An 18,963-nucleotide genomic window follows, 5' to 3' on the forward strand; every position below is an offset into this window, starting at 1 on the left:
TTGCAAAGCAGGTGAATTTATTAGAAAACAGGGGCACTAAATCGAATACCATCACTTAAACGTCCAGGATAGGACGTAAGAGCAAACCGTCATGATATCGCTACAGGCATTGACCAAGTCCTTCAGGATGGGGGACGCCGAAGTTCAGGCTCTCCGGGGCGTCGACATTCATATCCGCCAAAACGAATTTGTTGCCATCATGGGCCCCTCAGGCTCTGGCAAATCCACACTCATGAACATCATCGGCTGTCTCGACCGGCCCACGTCAGGTAATTATCTGCTTAATGGCAGTGCCGTGGGCGGCTTGTCGGACGATGCGCTTTCTGCGGTGCGCAATCGTGAAATTGGCTTTGTTTTTCAAAGTTTTCATCTGCTTCCCCGCCTATCTGCGCTGGACAATGTGCTCTTGCCGCTGCGGTTTTCCGAAACGCCCCGGGGCGACAGGCAACACGCCATCGAACTCCTGGAGCGGGTGGGTTTGGGGCAGCGGCTAGACCATCGCCCCAATCAGCTCTCCGGCGGTCAACGTCAGCGGGTGGCCATTGCAAGGGCGCTGGTCAATCGCCCCACCTTGCTGCTTGCCGATGAACCTACGGGGGCGCTGGATTCCAAAACCTCGGTGGAAATCATGGCGCTGTTCGATGAGCTGCATCAAAGCGGCCAAACCATAGTGCTGGTGACCCACGAAGAAGAAGTGGCCGAGTGCGCCGGGCGGATCATCCGCATGCGCGATGGTGTGGTGCAACAGGACAAGCAAAAAAACCGGGAGGTGAGCAATGGTTAATCCCAAGCCATTCGTTTTTGCCCTGGCCTTGTTACCCTTTTTCAGCCCTGTCGCCGGGGCACAGGCCCAGTGCGGCGGCGGTGATCAAAGCCTGCTGCTCACCGGCAGCATCAGTTCAGCCAAGTCACAGCCCTTTGCCGTGCCCAAAGCCGGCGACTCCTGGCGCCATCAAATTCAGTGGCTGTTTCCCGAAGGCAAACTTGCCAGCGTGGGGGACACCATAGTGATTTTCGACAAGAGCCAGATTGCCAATCAGATAGAGCAGCTCGAAGCCAGTCTGCTTCGGGTAAAAGCCCAGGAACAAAGTCAGGGAATAGATCTTGAATCGGCCTTGCTCTCTGCCCAGTTTGAGGTGCGCCGTGCCACCCTGGCGGTGGAAAAAGCCCGCCTCGATGCCTCTATTCCCGCCGAATATATTGCTGCCAAGGAATATGCCGATAACCAGTTCAAACTGATGCAGGCCAATACCGAGCTGGAGAAGGCCAATCAGGCGCTGAAAGAAGCCGTTGAAAAGCGCAAGTCCAGCCTTGAGCAATTGGCCATAGAAAAGCGCAAGGCCGAAGTCGAGCTCGGCGCCGCACTCTCGGCGCTGGATGCGCTTGAGCTTAAGGCCGACATCGCGGGGCCTGTGATCATTGGCCGCGACTGGAACGAAAAGAAATACCAGGCCGGTGACACGGTGCAGTTTGGTCGCCAGATTGCCAGCATTCCCGCGCTGGATGGTCTTGAGGCCTCGGCATGGGCCAACGAAGTTGATGTGGATAAAATTCGCCTGGGTCAGCCGGTATGCCTGTCGCTGGATGCCAAGCCCGGCCTGCAGGTGCAGGGCAAGGTGGCCAGTATTGGACGTCAGGCGGTGACCAAGAGCGCCTGGGGGCAAAGCAAATGGTTCCGAGTCGAAGTGGCCTTGAGTGATGCCGCAGGGCTTGAGCTGTCGCCTGGAATGAGCGTGATGGTGGAGGTGCAGCCATGAGCAAGCGGATGCAAACCGGATTGAAGGCGGTGTCACTGTGCATTGGTGCTGCGCTTCTGGGGGGCTGCGGCGACAGTGCGACTGTCGCCGTCGCCGAAGGGCAACTGGTGCAGCAGGTTGAGGTGACAGGGGTATTAACCTCTGCCGACACCCTGTCGATGATGCCGCCGGCCATGCGCCGGGTGTGGCAGTATCAGGTCAAGAGCCTCGCCCCCGAGGGCAAGGAAGTGAAACAGGGCTCAGTGGTGGCAAGGCTTGATACCTCGGAGCTGAATCAACGGCTGCAGGTAAAAAGTGCCGAGCTTGAGGCGACTGTGCAGGACATAGAAACCTCGCGCCTGAGAAACGCCAAAAAGCTTGAGGAGCTTAAACTCGAGCTTGCCGAAGCCAGGATGGAAGAAGAAAAGGCGCTGCGCAAGTTTGAACTGTCAGACGAAACTGTGGCGGCCATCGACAAAGAAAAGTACCAGCGCGATGCCATTATCGCCACCGAGAAAGTGGCCCTTATCGAGCGTAAATTCACCCTGGAGCAGGAAAGCATCAAGGGCCGCATGGCCATGCTCGATGGCGACAGGCAAAAGTTTGCGGCCGAGGTGGCGGCCCTCAAGCAGGGCATCGCCGCCATGAGCCTCAAAGCGCCCCGCGATGGCATGGTGGTGTATGGCACTGACCCCCAGGGCAACAAAATCAAGGAAGGCCAATCGGTGTTTGCCGGGGACGCGGTGTTTTCCATGCCGGATCTGGACCGGATGCAGGTAGCCATGGCCATACCCGAAGTAGAGGCCAACCGGGTGCGAGCGGGCCTCAGGGTCAAGATTCGATTGGATGCCAACCCTGAGCGAGTGTTTCACGGCACCTTGTCGGAAACCGGCGCCGTGTTTCGCAGTAAAAATGACGATATCCCGCTGGTGGTGTTTGACGCCGTGGCCCGCTTTGATGAGGTGGACAAGGAGCTGATGCGTCCGGGGATGACCGCGAAAATCAATATCGATGTGGTACAGGAAAAGCCTGCACTGCTGTTGCCTTTGGAGGCGGTGCATTACGAAGAAGGACGTCCCTTTGTGTGGCAATCGGGACTCTTTGGTGACAGTCGCCAATATGTGGCACTGGGCGACTCAGGGCGCGACCGGGTGGTAGTGCTTTCCGGCTTGGCTGTGGGGGATGAGGTGATACTGAAATGAAACGGCTACTGTTATTACCACTGCTGCCAATGGCGCTGCTGCTGGGCTGTCAGGAATCCACGGAAACAGCGGTTCTCACCATGAAAGTAAGCCGCAGCGATTTCAAGGTAGAAATACCTGCCCGTGGCGAGCTAGAGGCCAAAAGCGCCACGCCAGTGTCTGTGCCGGGCGGGCTTAGAGGTCCCCAGTCCCTTGCCTGGATCCTGGACAATTTTTCTGAGGTGAAGGCCGGGGATGTGGTGGCCAGGCTCGATGGCCGCCGCGAGACGCTGGAGCTTGAGCTTGAAAAATACGATTTCAACAAGCTGGCACTGGATGGTGACATTCAGGCCGAAAAAAATCTCACCACGGCCCAGGAGCTGGTGATAGGCAGGGATGTAACCGAAGAAGAGCTCAGCCTGTCGGAGCGCTTTTTCACCGACGATGAGCGGGTATACACCAAAATCGACATCATAGATCAGATGCGCAACAAGGATTATCTGCAGGCGCGTTTGGGGTATTTCGATTGGGGTAAGGGCAGTCATGATGCCCAGGCAACCGCCGAGCTTGACCTTATCCGATTGAAGCAAAAAGGAATTCAGGCAAAAATCGCCACCTACCAAAACAACCTGTCCCAGATGGAAATTACGGCGCCCCACGACGGCCTGTTTGTCATGCAGCCCGGCTGGAGCGGCGCCTTGCCCATGGCCGGTGACATGGTGTGGTCGGGGATCCCGCTGGGCACCTTGCCGGACACCTCTGTGATGCAGGCAAAGCTCTGGGTGCTCGAGTCCGAGGCGGTGGGACTTGCCGTAGACAAGCCCGTGGTGCTGACACTGGATGCGTACCCCGATAAGCCCTTTACCGGCAAGGTGACCCAGGTGGATGCTCTCGCCAAGCCCAAAGACAGGGACAGCCCGGTTAATTACTTTGAATTTACGGTCACCCTGGATAACACCGACACCCAAATCATGTTGCCCGGCCGTCAGGTGCAGGCAAGGGTGTCGGCGCTGAGTGAAGACCAGGTGCTGGCCGTGCCCAATCAGGCCATTTTTCAGCGTGAAGGCCGCTACTGGGTGTATGTCAAATCAGCGGACGGATTTATCGAACAAACGGTTACCCCCGGCAGTCGCAGCCTGAACCGAACCGTGATCCTTGAAGGCCTGAAAGAAGGGGATGTGGTCGCCCTGACAGTACCGCGCAGGAGAGCACAGGCATGATGCAGGATACTTTTCGTCAATATCGGGCGGGCGTGGTGCAAGCCCTGGGTGAGATGCTGCACCACAAATTACGCACGGCCCTGACGCTACTGGGGATGATTTTTGGGGTAGGGGCGGTGATTGCCATGCTCAGCGTGGGCGAGGGCGCCGAGCGCGAAGCCCTGAAAATGATTGAGTCCATGGGGATTAAAAACCTGGTGGTCAATGCACGCCAATCGGAAGGGGAAGCCCTGAAAACCGTCCGCGAACACAGCATCGGCCTGAGTGTGCGCGACATCGAGAGTGCCATGGAAACCCTGCCTTTTATCGAGGCCTACAGCGCCGGTAAGCAGGTCAAGGTGTTTGGGCTTTTCAGTGTGCAGGGCCGAAGTGACGCGCTGGTGCAGGGCGTAACCCCCAGCTATTTTGATTTGAGCGCCCTGAAGCTAGCCGAGGGCCGACTCCTCAGCGCAGAAGATGAACAGCACTTCAGGCAGTTGGCGGTACTGGGGCCTGAAGCGGCACGCAGCCTGTTCCCCCGGGGGGACGCCGTTGGTCAGCGCATCAAAATCAACCATCAATGGTTTACCGTGGTTGGGGTGCTTGATGAAGGCGAAAAGGGCAAGTCGGCCATCGAAGGTGTCAAGGTAGGCGGCGAGCGTAATCAGGTGTTTATTCCGCTGGCGACTGCGCTGAAAAAAATGCAGTTCAAGCCCCTTGAAGACGAGCTGGATACCATCAAATTTGCCCTGAAAGAGGGAATTGACCCCTCACTTGCTGCGCAAAGCGTGGATCATCTGTTATCCCGTCGTCATGGCAATGAGCAGGACTACGACATAGTGGTGCCCGCCGATCTGCTCGCTCAGCATCAGCGGACCCAGCAAATTTTCAATATTGTCATGGCCTGTGTGGCGGGAATTTCGCTGCTGGTGGGCGGTATAGGGATCATGAATATCATGCTGGCCACCATACTGGAGCGCACCTCCGAAATCGGTTTGCTGCGGGCGCTTGGCGCCACTCAAAAGGACATCGCCAGACAGTTTTTGATAGAAAGCATGGTGATTTCGGCCACCGGAGGCCTGATTGGTATTGGTGTGGGATTATTGCTGGCGCTGGTAATTTCGGCGGCGGCCGGTTGGCCAGTGGCCTGGTCGGTGTTCGCCATTCTTTTGTCACTCTTGGTGTGTATGGCTGTGGGGATAGGCTTTGGCCTGTATCCAGCCAAAAAGGCCGCCAGGCTCGACCCTATTGTGGCACTCCAGCGTGACTGACGAGGGCCTCGCGGGACAGGCGATACTCGCTCAATAGCCGGGCGAGTTCACCGGAACTCTCCAGCAGCCCAAACAAGGCCTGCAGATTGTTTAAATCCAGCGGGCTCTGTGGGTGTATCAGGGCGGTGTGTTTGTACTGCTGGTCCACTATGGTCGACACCACCAGTTTTTGCGCTTTGTCCGGGAAGCTGCGCTGAAAATAACTGATATAGGCCTGGCTGATGGGGGCTACATCGGCCCGCCCCAGCAGCAAACCCTCAACAGCAGCGCGAGTGTCGGGCACCAGCTCCGCCAGAAATTGAGTCCTTAAAAAGTGTTCGTCGGAGTTGAATCCGGCAAAGCGGTAATGATACCCGCGCACCAGAAGCAGCCGCCGCTGGGCCAAATCGGTAAAGAAGCCCTCGCTGTTGGCCTCGGGGCTTCGGCCCACAAACACCTCACTGTCCAGGATCCCCAGAGGCAGTACCGCCTTTGGGATCTGTTGCCAGCCCCAATCGGGGCTTTCAAACAGAATGACATCGAAGCGGCGGCGCTCAAACGCTTCATATCGCCGCTCAATGCTGGTGGGGACGAAAACGAATTCATAGTCCCCCTGAAGCCTGTTCAGGGTGTCGATAAGCTCCGGCACCAATCCAGAGTAGTCGCCTTGCTTTTCAACCACATAGGGTGGAAACGAGTAGCCGCCAACGGTGACGGTTTTAGGCGTGGCCCAGGCACTGGCCGTGATGGCACAGCTGAGTGTCAGCAGCAATAGGGTCACGCAGCGGCGAAAGAGAGTCATGAATTCACAGGCCCTGAGACAATGGTTCAGCTACGGGCAAGCATAACCCGAGCACACTCAAGTTTAAAATAGACCTTTGACGTGTGATTGACGGTAAAATTCATCGAGGCAGGTCCCTTTAAGCGCTCTGCATTAGGCACGGATGAGTAGCAGGCAGGGATGAGCCTTATGAAGAAAATCAACCAGGAGCAAGTATGCAGGGAAACGCAGCGCCACCCGATAAACCCAGTCCTATGGAGCCGCCACTCTTGCCGGCGTCTCCCTCTGTTCGTGCTCAGTTGGCACATTGGCTCGATGGTGGATATTTACGCAAGGGCGCCCTATCTCAATTGCCCGCGCTCGTGGAAGCCTGTGAGTCCCGGTATCCACAACACTGGTTAAAGCCCCTTTACACCATGATGCTGTACCTGGGCGCCTTGTCCCTGGGGGCCGGGATTATTTTCTTTTTTGCCTACAATTGGGCGAATCTGCATCATTTTACCAAATTTGCCCTGGTGGAAGCGGCCATAGCATTCGCCGTGCTGGGTCTGTATACCGTGAGTCGGTCAGCGCCGGGAAGACAGGTCTCTCATTGGCTTACGGGTGCCCTGTTACTGCTGCTGGACCTGCTGGTGGGCGCCTTGTTGGCGCTGGTGGGGCAGGTATATCAAACTGGCGCCGATCCCTGGCAGCTCTTTGCCATTTGGGCGGCATTTACCTTGCTGCCCGCACTCGCATATCGCAGCGATATGCTCTGGAGCGCCTTTTGGGCCCAGAGCAATCTGGCGCTGTGGCTCCATTTTGCCGATCTTGGCAGTCTCTGGGGCATAGTGGCTGACTTCGGTTGGGCGATACTCATTATTGCTGTCTGTAACCTGGGCCTGCATGGGCTCCTTGAAGTCGGGCAAAGACGCAGGTTGCACCTATTTACCCAGCCCTTTGCCAATAACCTGGCGCTGACGACGGGCGTGGCAGGTTTAGCCTGGTTTGGCGCCTATCACACCCTGGATAGCCGACTTGGCTGGCAACATGGGGCACTCTTTTTCGCGCTGCTGGCCCTGGTGCCACTGCTGTATCTTGTGTATCGGCGATGGTGCCTGCGGGTGACGGCGCTGGGCATTTGGGGCTTTGCCATCATTGCCGAGTCAAGCATGCTGCTGGCGAGGCTGCTGTTTGAGGGAGGCGAGCCAGCGGGCAGTTTTTTGCTGGTGGGCTGCTATGTGATTGGTTGCAGCAGCGGCCTTGCTATTTATCTCAAGGGCCTGGTTCGGGATGGCAAGCAGCAGGAGATGCAACATGGTGGATAAATCGAAGCTTTGGCAGGGGCTTGTTGAGCAAGGCCTGACAACCCGGGACACCTTGCCCGAGCATCATCATGGACCTCTGTGGTTAACCCTGCTTACCGGCTTGTCCGGTTGGGTCGCCGCCTTCTTTTTTCTGGGGTTTTCTGTGGTTCTGGTGGAAGAGTTTTCCCGGTTTGAAGACAAGATGGCCTTGGTAGTGGGGCTGATTTACGCCGTTATTGCCAGGGGCATTTACAGCCAGAGCAAGGGAGTGGAGTTTCTCACTCAGCTTGGTTTTGCCATTAACCTTGCCGCCATGCTCGCGACCCTGTGGGGGCTTGCCCATTACTTTGACGATCCAGGTGTTGTGTATTGGTTGTCCGGTGCTTGCCTGCTGGCGCTGAACGGCTGGTTTTGCCGTTACGGCGCCGATGGGCAGCTGTCGGTATTTGGTGCTCTGGTGCTGCTGACCCAGGCTTTCGACAGTGTGAAGTGCGCGCAGTGGGTGTTACCGGTATTGATACTGGGGCTGGGATTGGTCAATGGCCTTTGGCAGCCCTGGATTCGCCTGCGCCTTTGGGGTTTGCACCCGTTCGCGCGGCGATTATCCCATGGGATGGTGCTGCTGGTACTCACATTACCCCTGGTGCTGGATGAGCAGCTGCTGTATCTGGGGACTGGCTGGGCACTCGCGGGGCAGGCCGGTTGGGCGCTCAGCATCGCCAAGGCCGCGAGTTACCTGGTGTTCATCATCTTTTGTGCCGCCTTACTCCGGCAGCTCAAGGTGCCGGTGTTGGGCATGATATTGGGCACACTGGGTTTAACGCTGCTTTTCAGCCAGTTTTCCGGGCTGGCCCTTGCCATGGTGCTGTGGCTCTTTGGTTGGCTTCGCCGGGAGCGGCTCTATGTGCTACTGGCCTCTATGGCGGCGCTCCTCTATTTCAGCGCTTACTACTATGAGTTGTCGCTGACTCTCCTGTACAAATCCATCGTGCTGATGGGGCTGGGTATCTTGTTACTGTCGGTGGGATTTATTCTTTCTCGCAGGGAGGCATCATGAAAGGACATCACGCATTCTGGTTAACCCTCATCGCCACTTTCGGGTTGTTGGCGGTAATTAATGTCGACATTGCCTCAAAGGAGCGGCAGCTTGCCGAGGGCACAGTGGTGCGGTTTGCTCTGGCCCCTGTCGATCCAAGATCTTTAATGCAGGGCGACTATATGGCGCTCGCATATGCACTCGAAACGCCCATATTGGGCGCCCTGACGGAGGAAGAGCGTGCCGGCAGCCTGAATGCTTATGTGTGGGTGACCCTAGATGAGCATGCCCAGGCGCACTTTGTCGCCATTGACCGAGGGGAGCCAAAGCCTGCCGATGTGCAGCGCGTACAATTCCGGCTGCGGGACGGACAAATAAAGCTGGCCAGCAACGCCTGGTTTTTTGAAGAAGGCAGTGCTGCGCGCTTCGATATCGCCAGGTACGGTGAGTTCCGCTTGGGCGATGATGGCACAGTGCTGCTCAGCGCCCTGCTGGACGAGCAATTCAATGTGTTATAGCTATAAAAATTAGCCAGGTTGTGTAATGGGAGCAGGGTCTGGAACGCTACTGGAACGCACCGTCCTTAGCCGGGTTTGATACTTTCTGAGGTTAACCATACAAAAGTGGTAATTGCTTTACATATGACACCCATCTGTAACATTTCTGATGTAGAATCGGTTCCGATTTTCGCAGAATGTCTGGGTAAATCAATACGATAAAGTATGTTGTGCGGATAATTATATAAAAAGCACATCCACAATTTTTAGGGGTTAACACATGAAAACCAAAGCGTCCCTGGTCGCTCTGGCGTTGGCGGGTGTCTCTGCCAATGTCTTTGCCGCCGACACCCTCGTCATTTCCGAATATGTCGAAGGTTCCAGTAACAACAAAGCCATTGAACTCTACAATCCAACCGCGGCTGCGGTAGACCTGAGCCAATATCAGCTTAAGTTCTACTTTAACGGCAACACCACCGCAGGCAGCAACATTGCTCTCAGCGGTATCCTTGCCCCCGGCGCCACCTTTGTGGTTGCCGACAACGATGCCAGCGCCGACATTTTAAGTCGTACCCAACTTGCCAGTAATGCCAGCTTCTTTAACGGTGACGATGCCATAGTGCTTGAACACCTTGGCAGTGTTATCGACAGCCTGGGCCAGATTGGTGTGGATCCAGGCAGCCAGTGGGGCAGCGGTTTGTTGTCCACTGCCGACAACACTCTGCGCCGTGATGCCGCCAACCTGATTGCTGACACAGATCCCTTCGATGCTGTGACCTTAAGCACCTGGATTGGGTTTGACCAGGACGATTTCTCCAACCTGGGCCAGTTTTCCAGCGGTCCAACCGATCCCACTGACCCAACTGACCCACCGGCAGAGGGCCTGGTGTGCGGTACGTCCGCCACTGCCATCCACAGCATTCAGGGCGCAGATGCAGCCAGCCCTCTGGTTGGCCAGATTGTAGAAGTGGAAGCCCTGGTCGTCAGTAATCAGGAGGCAGGCCTCAAGGGCGTGTTCCTGCAAATGGCGGACGCCGAGCAGGATAGCGATGCACAAACCTCCGAAGGTGTGTTCCTGTATACCGGCAACGCACCTACTGGCTATCAGGTGGGCGACCGGGTTCGCGTCAAAGCCAAGGTGGTGGAATATCAGGGCCTGACCGAGCTGACTAACCTCACCGACAAGACGCTTTGCGCCACGGCTCAGCCGCTGCCAACTGCTGCCGCCCTCAGCCTGCCGGTAACCGATGTGACCGAGCTTGAAGCCTTTGAAGGCATGCTGGTTAATTTCAGCCAGAATCTGGTGGTGAATGAGGTTTATAACCTGGGCCGCTACGGCGAAATCATGTTGGGTGGCAGTCGTCACTTTATCGGTACTCAGGTTGCTGCCCCCGGCGCCGATGCCGTTGCCGTCACCGCCGCCAACCAGCGTGACAGCATTTTGCTGGACGATGGCCGCACCAGCCAGAATCCTGATCCCGTGATTTACCCTGCGCCCGGCCTCAGTGCCACTAACACTGTGCGTGTAGGTGATACCGTGACCAACCTGACTGCCGTCATGCACTATGGTTTTGGTGTGTACCGCCTGATGCCTGTGGATACAGTCAACTTTGTTGCCAGCAATCCGCGCACCGATGCACCGGCGCTGGATGCGGGTAACCTCAAGGTCGCCAGCTTCAACGTGCTGAATTACTTCAATGGTGATGGCCTGGGCGGCGGTTTCCCCACAGCGCGCGGTGCTAATACTGCCGTGGAATTTGAGCGCCAGCGCGCGAAAATCATCAGTGCCATGAAGGCCATCGATGCCGATGTACTGGGCCTGATGGAAATCGAAAATGATGGCTTCGGCAGCGAGTCGGCCATTGCCGATCTGGTCAACGGTTTGAATGCTGCCACCGAAGCGGGTCGCTACAGCTATATCAATCCGGGTGTGGCAGCCATAGGCACAGATGCCATCAGCGTGGGTATCATCTATCGCGCTGACCGGGTGACGCCAGAAGGCGCTGCCGCCATTCTCGACAGCAGCAACTCGGCTGTGGATGAAGAAGGCAAGGTACTGTTCAACGACCAGAAAAACCGCCCCATGCTGGCTCAGGCCTTCCGTCATCTGGAAACTGACGAGTCTGTGGTGGTTGCGGTAAACCACTTCAAGTCCAAGGGCAGTGACTGTGTGGCCGAAAATGACCCGGATCTGGGTGATGGCCAGGGCAACTGTAACCTGACCCGTACCCGCGCCGCCAAAGCCGTGGGAGAGTTCCTGGACACTGAGTTTGCTGACGCCCCTGTGCTGGTGATTGGCGACCTTAACTCCTACGCCATGGAAAACCCACTGACGGCATTGAATGAGGCCGGGTTGACCGAGCTCTTTGCTCATCTGGGTAAAGAAGCGGCCTACTCTTATGTGTTCTCCGGTGAGTCTGGTCAGCTCGACCATGCACTGGCGAGCGCCGCCTTGCTGGACAAGGTGGTGGATGTGACCGAATGGCACATCAACACCGACGAGCCACGCGTTCTTGACTACAACGTCGAGTTCAAGAGTGCAGGGCAGGTGGAGTCCCTCTACAGCATGGATGCCTATCGTTCATCGGATCACGACCCTGTGGTGATTTCACTGCAGCTGGAACGCGCCAATGAACTGCCTGTTGCCAACTTCAGCTATGAGGTGCGTGGTCGCAAGGCGGCGTTCGTGGCCAATGCCACCGATGCCGATGGTGACATAGTCGCCATTCACTGGAACTTTGGTGATGGTACTGAGGCCATGGGGGATGCGGTTGAGCACAAGTTTGCCAAGCGCGGTGTGTATCAGGTGAGCCTGACCGTGACCGACAATCTGGGTGGCAGCACCACGGTGACACAGCAGGTAGGGGTTGGCGTAAACGCCGACAACCAGGCGCCTGTGGCTGCCATCGAACATCTGGATTTTGGTCTGTTCCATATGTTCGTTTCAGCAAGCTACGATACCGATGGTCGCATCCGCAAGCAGCTGTGGCAGTTTAACGACGGCGTCCGTTTCGCAAGCTCCGTGGTGCTGCGCCGCGCTGGCCGTGCCACTGAGGTCAACCTCACAGTGACTGACAACTATGGGGCTACCGACAGTACCAGCTTAAGCTTTTAAGCACACAGCAAACGGCCTGCACTCTGACTGACTGGCTGTGCAGGAGATGTTTACCGCTCGGCCCTTTGAAAAGTAAGGGCAGAAAAAACCGGCGCCATGCGCCGGTTTTTTATTTGAGTTTGCCGCTCACCCCACTGGCACCTCCGCCCAAGGGAGCTGGGTATTCATGGCGGTATGATGGACTGGGATGGTTCATCCTGCGCTTTGTTCATGGTTTTGCGAGTCGAACAAAAACGAAAATCTGCGACTTATTCGTGCTTTCTTCGGGGTATTGGGGCGTACATTGGCCTTATGTAGGTATGCGTTTTTGATGGTGGCCCTGATGTCGATTGGTTTACCATGTCATTGATATTATGAATTATCTGAGTTTTGTGGAGTCTTTCGATGACCACCAATAGTTGTCCAAATGTGCCTGTCAGCCAAAAGATGAGTTTTCTCGACCGCAATCTGACCCTGTGGATCTTTGTCGCCATGTCCTTGGGGGTGGCACTTGGCTATCTGTTTCCCGGTATTGCGCAGCTTAATGAGGCAATGTCCGTTGGCTCTACCAACGTGCCACTGGCGATTGGCCTTATCCTGATGATGTATCCACCACTTGCGAAGGTGAACTATGCCACCATGGGCACCATGGCAAGGGATCGCCGTGCCATCACCCTGTCGCTGCTGATGAACTGGTTGATTGGTCCGATATTGATGTTTGCCATAGCGCTGCTGTTTTTACGGGACTACCCGGGTTATATGGTCGGCCTGATTTTGATTGGCCTTGCCCGCTGTATCGCCATGGTGCTGGTATGGAATGACCTTGCCGGCGGCAGCAAGGAATATGGCGCAGGACTGGTGGCCTTAAACAGCGCGTTTCAAATTCTGACTTACAGCTTTATGGCGTGGCTGTTTATTACAGTCCTGCCCCCACTGTTTGGGCTGCAGGGGTTTGCCGTGGATATCACCATGCTTGATATTGCCAAGAGCGTGCTCATTTATCTGGGTATTCCCTTTATTGCAGGTTTCCTGAGCCGTAAATACTTGATTAGGGCGAAGGGCGAGCAGTGGTACACAGAACGCTTTATCCCGGCTATTTCACCCATCACGCTGATAGCGCTCCTGGCAACCATAGTGCTGATGTTCAGTCTCAAGGGGGAAATGATAGTTCAGCTGCCCATGGATGTGCTGCGGGTGGCCCTTCCTCTGGTGCTCTACTTTGTGCTGATGTTTTTCTCCAGCTTCTTTATTGGTAAAAATCTTGGGCTTCCCTACGATAAAAACGCCTCCATAGCCTTTACCGCCACGGGAAATAACTTTGAGTTGGCCATTGCCGTTTCGATTGCGGTATTCGGTTTGAGTTCAGAACAGGCGTTTGCCGGTGTGATAGGTCCGCTGGTGGAGGTACCTGTGCTTATCCTGCTGGTTAACCTGGCCCTTCGCTTCAAGCGGCATTACGCCAAGTCTCTGAGTGCGTCCTGACGCCTATGGCGCCAACGCTTAATCACTCCGAGCCGCAGATCCACTGACCAATACCTCAAGGATAATAAGCAATGACGGAGTACCCGGGATTTGGGTACTCCGTCAGGTAGTGAAACGCTGTTTGTGCTAATGGCGAAAAACTATTTCTTTATCCACTTCCCCGAAGGGTCCTGAATAAAGTGTCCCTTGTCGGCTGCTTTGATGGCCTTTTCGGCGGCGAGTTTGGCCACATCTGAGGTGGCAATCTTGTTTTTGGCTGCAATTTTTTCGTAGTGGGCGCGGCGCTTGGTGTTCACTTCGTCCATCAGCGCACGGGCGTCCGGGTTGTCTTTTACCAGGCCCAGGTAGCCATTTTGCTGCTCACCCAAAAAACCTTCCGATTTGGCCTGCTGCAGATCCATGGCAAACACATTGAAAGAAAGCAGGGCGGCGGCTGTCATCAGTATCCATCTTTTCATCGCATTCTCCGGTCAGAACAGCTGGTCGTCGGCGAGCAGGGCATCAAGCTCCTTGTCCACCTTGATGCGGATTTCGTGTTCAATTTTCACGTTTAGATTAATAACGATCGGCTTGTCGGGCGGCTCAATTTTGACCGTCGGCGAGCAGGCTGTTATCAGTAGCGCCATCATGGCGATAAGGCCGGGTGCGACTAATTTCACGGGCGAGTCCCTCAGTTAACACTCTGTTCAATATGACTTTGCAGCTTTTCGCTTATGGTCAGGCTTCGGATAAGCTGCAGTAAGTTCTCTTCATGAGAGTAATTCAAGTGTATAGGGCGTTCAATGCCCTCACTCTTACCCTTTACTTCGACACTGATGAGGGCATCGCCGCTCTCTACCATGTCGAAGCTGCCGGCAAGGCTCGAATAATCAAGATGCTTAAGGGCATCAAATACCAGCGCCAGATGGGGCTGTGACGCCACCAGTTCATCCACCGCCGGGTTGTTGGAGACTTCTATCAATCCTCCCGGAGCGCGGGCGGCAATGCGGCCCCCGGTGACGCTGACTTTGCGCTCTCGCACATCCACCGGCAGTACACCATCAAAAATGCCATCGGCGCGGATACCTTCTACCGGCTGCAGCGCCAGTAGCTCCTTGAGGCTAAGGCCTGTGAGTACCAGATAGGCGTGGGAGGGTTGCTTGAGATTGAGTTTGAACAGGGGGAGTAAAAACTCGCCCTCCAGCAATTTGCCGCGGCTGGTCAGGTCGATATCAAACTCGGATAAGGTGCCATCCTCGGCACTTTGCAGCGCAAGTGTACCCTGACCACGGATGTCGCTGAGAATGATACCCGGCTGAAAATGGGCAAGGGACCAGCTCAGGTTGTCGCAGCCCAGGCGAAAATCACTGTCACGGCGTTTGTCCTGAAACAGGCCGCAGGTGGCACTGAGGTTGCCGCCCCGAAATGGATAGCTGCCCACGCTGCCTTCAAGCTCTGATAAGTCGGTTTTCAGCCGAATATCTGTGGTGTGTTTGGCCAAATCCAAGGCAATCTCGGCGCTAAGGTGGGTATCGCCGGAGAGGGGGACGTCACTTGAAAAATTCAGGCTGCCGGCTAGGGCCTCACGCCAATTACCAAGCCTGTTATCGCCCTGCCAACTGGCGTTAAGCGTTTGCACTGCACCTGCTGTTAAGCCAAGTCGGTGTTGGCTTTGCAGCCGTATCGGCTGATGCTGACCGAATTGCCACTGCTCGTGGGTTTGTATCTGTCCCGGCTTAGCGGTGAGCCGCTGCGTAAGTTCTACCCAGTCCACATCGACGCGGGTGGTTTTAAGGCGCTTGCTGCCGGCACTGCGTGGCACCTGCCGCTGCGCCCTGATGTCACTGAGGTTCAGCGTTGAGGCGAGTTCCGGCACGGCTGACAACAGCGGTTCGAGCAGCGCACTCTTTGTGGGCGCTGAGTCCAGTGGCAGTGAGAATGCCCAGGGCTTTTGTACGGCGGAGTTTAAGGTGATGTCACCCACGTCGAGTTTGGTCAGGGCCTGAGCTTGCGCTGGTGCCTGAGCTTGTGCTTGCGCCAAAGCCGCCTGCGTTGCGGGTTGTTGGCTGATGGACACGCCGCGCAACCTCAATTCAAGCGCTGTCCTTTGCGGCTCTGCGCCTTTCACGCCCAGCGCCACATCAAGGGACCCCGGATGGGATGCTGTGGCTGGACGGTAGCTCGCACTGATGTGGCTTGCAGGGCCTTTATTCAGATGAAACAGGCTTTCACCCAGATTTAACTGGTACTGATTTTCTGCGTGTGGGGCAGTCAGTGCGCCGCTGTCAAAGCCCAGCCTGAATGCATCAAGCTCAAGCCCAAGCCCAATGAGGGTTGACGTGCTTGAGCTGCCCGAATTGCCTGCGTTATCGTCTGTGGCCTCCCCACCGCTTTTCTGTGATATCGGCTGGGATGCTTGTTTTGAAGCCAGCTGTGAAGCTAATTGAGCCGTCAGGGCCAATTGAGGCTTGTCGAGGCTGACGCTTACCGTATGGCCTGTGTCTGTCGCCTGAGCTGTATCTGACACCAGTGTCAGGCCGAGCCTGGATAACAGGTCGCTGAGAATCAGCTCGCCGTTATGGGCAAGTTTTATTTCAACGGGGCTTTGCAGGTCATTAAGCGGCTGCTGTAAATCGCCATTGATTGTGGGGGTTGCGGCCACTGCCAGCTGCCATGGGCCAGCGCTGGCATCGGCAATGATATCGGCGGTCAGGGGCTCACCGCTTGCGACGGAAATGCCCTTTGGCAAAGCAAGGCTCAGGCTAAGTGGATTTGCCTCAAGCAGCGCCGAGTCGAGCCCTGTCAGCCAGGCATGGGGGGCTTTAGTGTCTGCAGCATTGGTCGCTGGGCCCGGGTTTGTCGCTGGGCCCGGGTTTGTCGGAAGCCTTGCCGAGTCAGCGTCAGGCTCCGGGCCAAACGCTGCCAGCAGCGCCTGGCGCTGGGAATGGCTCAATGTGGTGTTAATCCGCATCGGGCTTAACTGGGCTCGGGCCATTCCTGCATCGACATTTGCCGTCAGTTGGGTGTCGCTCAGGCTGAAATAGACTTGCTCCAGTGCATTCAGAGTCAGGCCAGCCTCTTTAAGAGTAAGCTCACTCCTTAGCGCCGCCGTTTTCAGAATGAGGCTGCTTTGGATTGCGAGCTCACCGGTGAGGGAGGGCCCAAGTTGGGTCTCAAGCACACGCACCTGCTGCAAAAAACCAAACAGCGGGTTGTCCGGTGTGATGGGCAGGGCCGTATCGGCCAGTCGTTTGAGTAACCCATGGGCGGCAGGCAGCGATAGCCCCAGCTCCGTTTGCCAGGCGTCTTTCCCCAGTGTTGCTTGTAAATCCAGTATTTTATGGCCATCCGGATTGGCGATCCGGCTGAACAGTCGTCTGTCTTCACTGAGTGACAGATAGTCCAGTCGCAGCAGCTTACCTTGTTGGGTGTCTATCTCCACAGGGCCCAGTGCAATATGGGGCAGCTTGTTCAAATTCAGCGCCATGGCGGGCCTGTCGTCGGCCTGATGGGTGCCGGCGGCCATCAGTGAGCGACTGCCCAGAAATACGTAGCTGTGCTCGAGCGCGATACTTTGGGGCAGGGGAAGGCTCAGTTCGCCATTAAAATAGTCGGTGATGAGTTTCTGGGTGAGCTCGGTGAGGGGCATGTCGAAGGTAATGCGCAGTCCGGCAAGCTGCAAGCGGCTGTCTTCGATGTCCAGATTGAGGTTTTCCAGCGTGATGCCCTGGGGCTCGAGTCGCCAGGCGAGGCTGTTGAGGGTGACGCCGGACTTGGCCAGCTCCTGCCGGGCAAGAGAGGTCAGCCAGTCTTTGCCCTGATACCACAGCAACGTCGCTGTGCCCGTGATGAGCAGCAGCAAGCACAGGAGCAAGATCCCAAGTAGGCGAACAGCGCGTTTTGCCAAAGTCCCGTTACCATAAAATCCATCTATGGCGCGAGTTTAGCATGATGGGCCCCGGTAGCTACAGCCTAAAGACTGAGCCGTAAAAGTACAGACGTGGGAGAACTGTGACAGTTTGGCTTCCACAGTTCTCCAGAGGCTTACAACCTGGCTCCCTCGATGGCAAGGAGGCTGGTCAGGGCTTCATCGAGTGTGCTGACCAGCTTGTCCACATCGGCAACGCTGGTGTGGGGGCAGCACAGCGTCATGTTGTGGAACGGGGTTATCAGAATGCCGCGGTTGATAAAGTACAAATGCAATGCCATTTGCAGCTCATCGTGGAAGGCGGCTTCGGCCTCGGCGCCGGTGCGCGGCGGTGTCTGGCAGAACTGAAATTCGCAGCGGGCGCCAAGCTCGGTCACAGACCAGGGCAGCCTGTGCTTCGCGATAACATCGCGAAAGCCTGCAGCGAGGCGTTTTGCCAATGGCAGCATATGGTCGTATGCGCTTTGATTCATCACCTCTTCCAGATTGGCACGCATGCAGTGCATGGCGAGCGCATTGGCCGACAGTGTGGTGCCCATGCCGCTGTGACCATGGCCGTGGGACTGCTGATTGATTCTGGCTTTGGCTGCCTGCATGGCCTGACTCATGGCCTCGCTGCAACCGAATACGCCGCAGGGCACGCCGCCGGCGACGGGTTTGCCCATGACGAAGAAGTCAGGGTCGAGTTGCCACAGACGCGTACAGCCACCTATGTCGGTGGAAATGGTGTGGGTTTCATCAACCACAAACAGGGCGCCGTATTGACGGGTCAATTCACGGCACTTTTGCATAAAGCCTTCATCCGGCATCACCATCCCTATGTTGGTCATGGCCGGTTCGCACAGGAGGGCGCACACATCCCCTTGCTTCAGCGCCTGCTCGAGCGCATCAAGGTCATTGAACGGAATAGCGCGGCTGTACTGACTTAAGTCATACACCTGGCCCACCAAACCCGGGCGATGCACGGTTTGGTCACCCTGTGTGCGCACCATGACATCATCAACTGTGCCGTGGTAACAGCCGTCAAACACCAGCAGTACCGGCTTTTGGGTGATGGCCCGGGCCCAGCGCACCACATAGCGGTTGGCGTCGGTAGCGGTGGCGGTCACCTGCCAGTAAGGCAGACCAAAGCGCTCGCTTAAAATCTCGCCGCACACAATGGCATCTTCGCCGGGCAGCATGGTGGTGAGGCCCTTGGTCGACTGGCGCGCCAGTGCAGAGGCCACAGGTGCGGGCGAGTGGCCGAACATGCTGCCGGTGTCACCAAGGCAAAAATCCACATATTCGTGGCCATCCACATCCCGGAAACGGGCGCCGCTGGCGCTTTCAACAAACAGTGGAAAGGGCGTTGACCAGTCTGCCATCCAGTGCATGGGCACGCCGCCATAGAGAGATTTTTGAGCACGTTCGGCCAAACTGCGGGACTTGGGGTTTCGCTCGATGAAGTGGCTTCGCTCATGGCTCATAAACGTCTCTACGGCATGTGAACTGATCCCGCTCGCGGTCATGTGATG

General features: G+C 56.4%; 15 protein-coding genes. 10 read left to right on the top strand and 5 right to left on the bottom strand.

Annotated elements, in window-relative coordinates; translation table 11 throughout:
- The first annotated feature begins 91 nt into the window (after positions 1 to 91).
- Genes K0H79_RS07490 through K0H79_RS07510 form a run of 5 tightly spaced genes read left to right on the top strand, consistent with a single transcriptional unit; the run spans position 92 to position 5,387 of the window.
- Positions 92 to 784, top strand: a complete 693-nt coding sequence (locus K0H79_RS07490) for an ABC transporter ATP-binding protein (RefSeq protein ID WP_220067457.1) — start codon at positions 92 to 94, stop codon at positions 782 to 784.
- Entirely contained in the window at positions 777 to 1,757 is a 981-nt protein-coding gene (locus tag K0H79_RS07495; protein WP_220067458.1) for an HlyD family secretion protein, read from the top strand. The genes K0H79_RS07490 and K0H79_RS07495 overlap by 8 nt, the downstream gene beginning before the upstream one ends.
- A complete protein-coding gene (locus K0H79_RS07500) occupies positions 1,754 to 2,938 on the top strand; it encodes an efflux RND transporter periplasmic adaptor subunit (protein WP_220077836.1) in 1,185 nt (394 codons plus the stop codon). Before K0H79_RS07495 ends, K0H79_RS07500 begins: the two co-directional genes overlap by 4 nt.
- Positions 2,935 to 4,137, top strand: a complete 1,203-nt coding sequence (locus K0H79_RS07505; RefSeq protein WP_220077837.1) for an efflux RND transporter periplasmic adaptor subunit — start codon at positions 2,935 to 2,937, stop codon at positions 4,135 to 4,137. The genes K0H79_RS07500 and K0H79_RS07505 overlap by 4 nt, the downstream gene beginning before the upstream one ends.
- The gene (locus tag K0H79_RS07510; RefSeq protein ID WP_220067461.1) at positions 4,134 to 5,387 is read left to right on the top strand and encodes an ABC transporter permease; all 1,254 of its coding nucleotides are present in this window, start codon (positions 4,134 to 4,136) and stop codon (positions 5,385 to 5,387) included. The genes K0H79_RS07505 and K0H79_RS07510 overlap by 4 nt, the downstream gene beginning before the upstream one ends.
- Here K0H79_RS07510 and K0H79_RS07515 read toward each other — a convergent pair.
- Positions 5,362 to 6,168 carry an ABC transporter substrate-binding protein gene (locus K0H79_RS07515; protein ID WP_220077838.1) on the bottom strand — a complete coding sequence of 269 codons (807 nt, stop codon included), beginning with the start codon at positions 6,166 to 6,168 and terminating at the stop codon, positions 5,362 to 5,364. The genes K0H79_RS07510 and K0H79_RS07515 overlap by 26 nt on opposite strands.
- A 194-nt stretch (positions 6,169 to 6,362) precedes the next feature.
- On the opposite strand from K0H79_RS07515, the gene K0H79_RS07520 reads away from it, so the two are divergent.
- From K0H79_RS07520 to arsB, 5 genes are all read left to right on the top strand, one after another.
- Entirely contained in the window at positions 6,363 to 7,454 is a 1,092-nt protein-coding gene (locus K0H79_RS07520) for a DUF2157 domain-containing protein (protein WP_220077839.1), read from the top strand.
- Positions 7,444 to 8,490 (top strand): DUF4401 domain-containing protein, encoded by a 1,047-nt coding sequence (locus K0H79_RS07525; RefSeq protein WP_220077840.1) that lies wholly within the window; start codon positions 7,444 to 7,446, stop codon positions 8,488 to 8,490. The genes K0H79_RS07520 and K0H79_RS07525 overlap by 11 nt, the downstream gene beginning before the upstream one ends.
- Positions 8,487 to 8,987 (top strand): GDYXXLXY domain-containing protein, encoded by a 501-nt coding sequence (locus K0H79_RS07530; protein ID WP_220067465.1) that lies wholly within the window; start codon positions 8,487 to 8,489, stop codon positions 8,985 to 8,987. The genes K0H79_RS07525 and K0H79_RS07530 overlap by 4 nt, the downstream gene beginning before the upstream one ends.
- A 259-nt stretch (positions 8,988 to 9,246) precedes the next feature.
- The gene (locus K0H79_RS07535) at positions 9,247 to 12,081 is read left to right on the top strand and encodes an ExeM/NucH family extracellular endonuclease (protein WP_220077841.1); all 2,835 of its coding nucleotides are present in this window, start codon (positions 9,247 to 9,249) and stop codon (positions 12,079 to 12,081) included.
- Between the two features lie 384 nt (positions 12,082 to 12,465).
- Positions 12,466 to 13,542: an ACR3 family arsenite efflux transporter gene (arsB, locus tag K0H79_RS07540; protein ID WP_220077842.1), complete on the top strand. Its 1,077-nt coding sequence runs from the start codon at positions 12,466 to 12,468 to the stop codon at positions 13,540 to 13,542.
- A 140-nt stretch (positions 13,543 to 13,682) separates the two neighbouring features.
- On the opposite strand, the gene K0H79_RS07545 is transcribed toward arsB, so the two are convergent.
- From K0H79_RS07545 to K0H79_RS07560, 4 genes are all read right to left on the bottom strand, one after another.
- On the bottom strand, positions 13,683 to 14,000 hold the full coding sequence (locus K0H79_RS07545) for a YdbL family protein (protein WP_220067468.1): 318 nt from the start codon (positions 13,998 to 14,000) through the stop codon (positions 13,683 to 13,685).
- A gap of 12 nt (positions 14,001 to 14,012) precedes the next feature.
- The gene (locus tag K0H79_RS07550) at positions 14,013 to 14,171 is read right to left on the bottom strand and encodes a YnbE family lipoprotein (RefSeq protein ID WP_083766438.1); all 159 of its coding nucleotides are present in this window, start codon (positions 14,169 to 14,171) and stop codon (positions 14,013 to 14,015) included.
- 41 nt (positions 14,172 to 14,212) lie between these two features.
- Positions 14,213 to 17,428, bottom strand: a complete 3,216-nt coding sequence (locus tag K0H79_RS07555; protein WP_220077843.1) for a YdbH domain-containing protein — start codon at positions 17,426 to 17,428, stop codon at positions 14,213 to 14,215.
- A gap of 137 nt (positions 17,429 to 17,565) precedes the next feature.
- Positions 17,566 to 18,957, bottom strand: coding sequence for an aspartate aminotransferase family protein (locus tag K0H79_RS07560; RefSeq protein ID WP_220077844.1), 1,392 nt, complete (start codon positions 18,955 to 18,957; stop codon positions 17,566 to 17,568).
- Positions 18,958 to 18,963: the final 6 nt, after the last annotated feature.

The organism is Shewanella sp. FJAT-52076 (assembly GCF_019457455.1).
GTDB lineage: Bacteria > Pseudomonadota > Gammaproteobacteria > Enterobacterales > Shewanellaceae > Shewanella > Shewanella zhangzhouensis.

What these genes read in the sequence shown, in the direction of transcription:
- K0H79_RS07490 (WP_220067457.1), top strand. Translation starts at nt 92, where the DNA reads ATGATATCGCTACAGGCATTGACCAAGTCCTTCAGGATGGGGGACGCC.
- K0H79_RS07495 (WP_220067458.1), top strand. Translation starts at nt 777, where the DNA reads ATGGTTAATCCCAAGCCATTCGTTTTTGCCCTGGCCTTGTTACCCTTT.
- K0H79_RS07500 (WP_220077836.1), top strand. Translation starts at nt 1,754, where the DNA reads ATGAGCAAGCGGATGCAAACCGGATTGAAGGCGGTGTCACTGTGCATT.
- K0H79_RS07505 (WP_220077837.1), top strand. Translation starts at nt 2,935, where the DNA reads ATGAAACGGCTACTGTTATTACCACTGCTGCCAATGGCGCTGCTGCTG.
- K0H79_RS07510 (WP_220067461.1), top strand. Translation starts at nt 4,134, where the DNA reads ATGATGCAGGATACTTTTCGTCAATATCGGGCGGGCGTGGTGCAAGCC.
- K0H79_RS07515 (WP_220077838.1), bottom strand. Translation starts at nt 6,168, where the DNA reads ATGACTCTCTTTCGCCGCTGCGTGACCCTATTGCTGCTGACACTCAGC.
- K0H79_RS07520 (WP_220077839.1), top strand. Translation starts at nt 6,363, where the DNA reads ATGCAGGGAAACGCAGCGCCACCCGATAAACCCAGTCCTATGGAGCCG.
- K0H79_RS07525 (WP_220077840.1), top strand. Translation starts at nt 7,444, where the DNA reads ATGGTGGATAAATCGAAGCTTTGGCAGGGGCTTGTTGAGCAAGGCCTG.
- K0H79_RS07530 (WP_220067465.1), top strand. Translation starts at nt 8,487, where the DNA reads ATGAAAGGACATCACGCATTCTGGTTAACCCTCATCGCCACTTTCGGG.
- K0H79_RS07535 (WP_220077841.1), top strand. Translation starts at nt 9,247, where the DNA reads ATGAAAACCAAAGCGTCCCTGGTCGCTCTGGCGTTGGCGGGTGTCTCT.
- arsB (WP_220077842.1), top strand. Translation starts at nt 12,466, where the DNA reads ATGACCACCAATAGTTGTCCAAATGTGCCTGTCAGCCAAAAGATGAGT.
- K0H79_RS07545 (WP_220067468.1), bottom strand. Translation starts at nt 14,000, where the DNA reads ATGAAAAGATGGATACTGATGACAGCCGCCGCCCTGCTTTCTTTCAAT.
- K0H79_RS07550 (WP_083766438.1), bottom strand. Translation starts at nt 14,171, where the DNA reads ATGATGGCGCTACTGATAACAGCCTGCTCGCCGACGGTCAAAATTGAG.
- K0H79_RS07560 (WP_220077844.1), bottom strand. Translation starts at nt 18,957, where the DNA reads ATGACCGCGAGCGGGATCAGTTCACATGCCGTAGAGACGTTTATGAGC.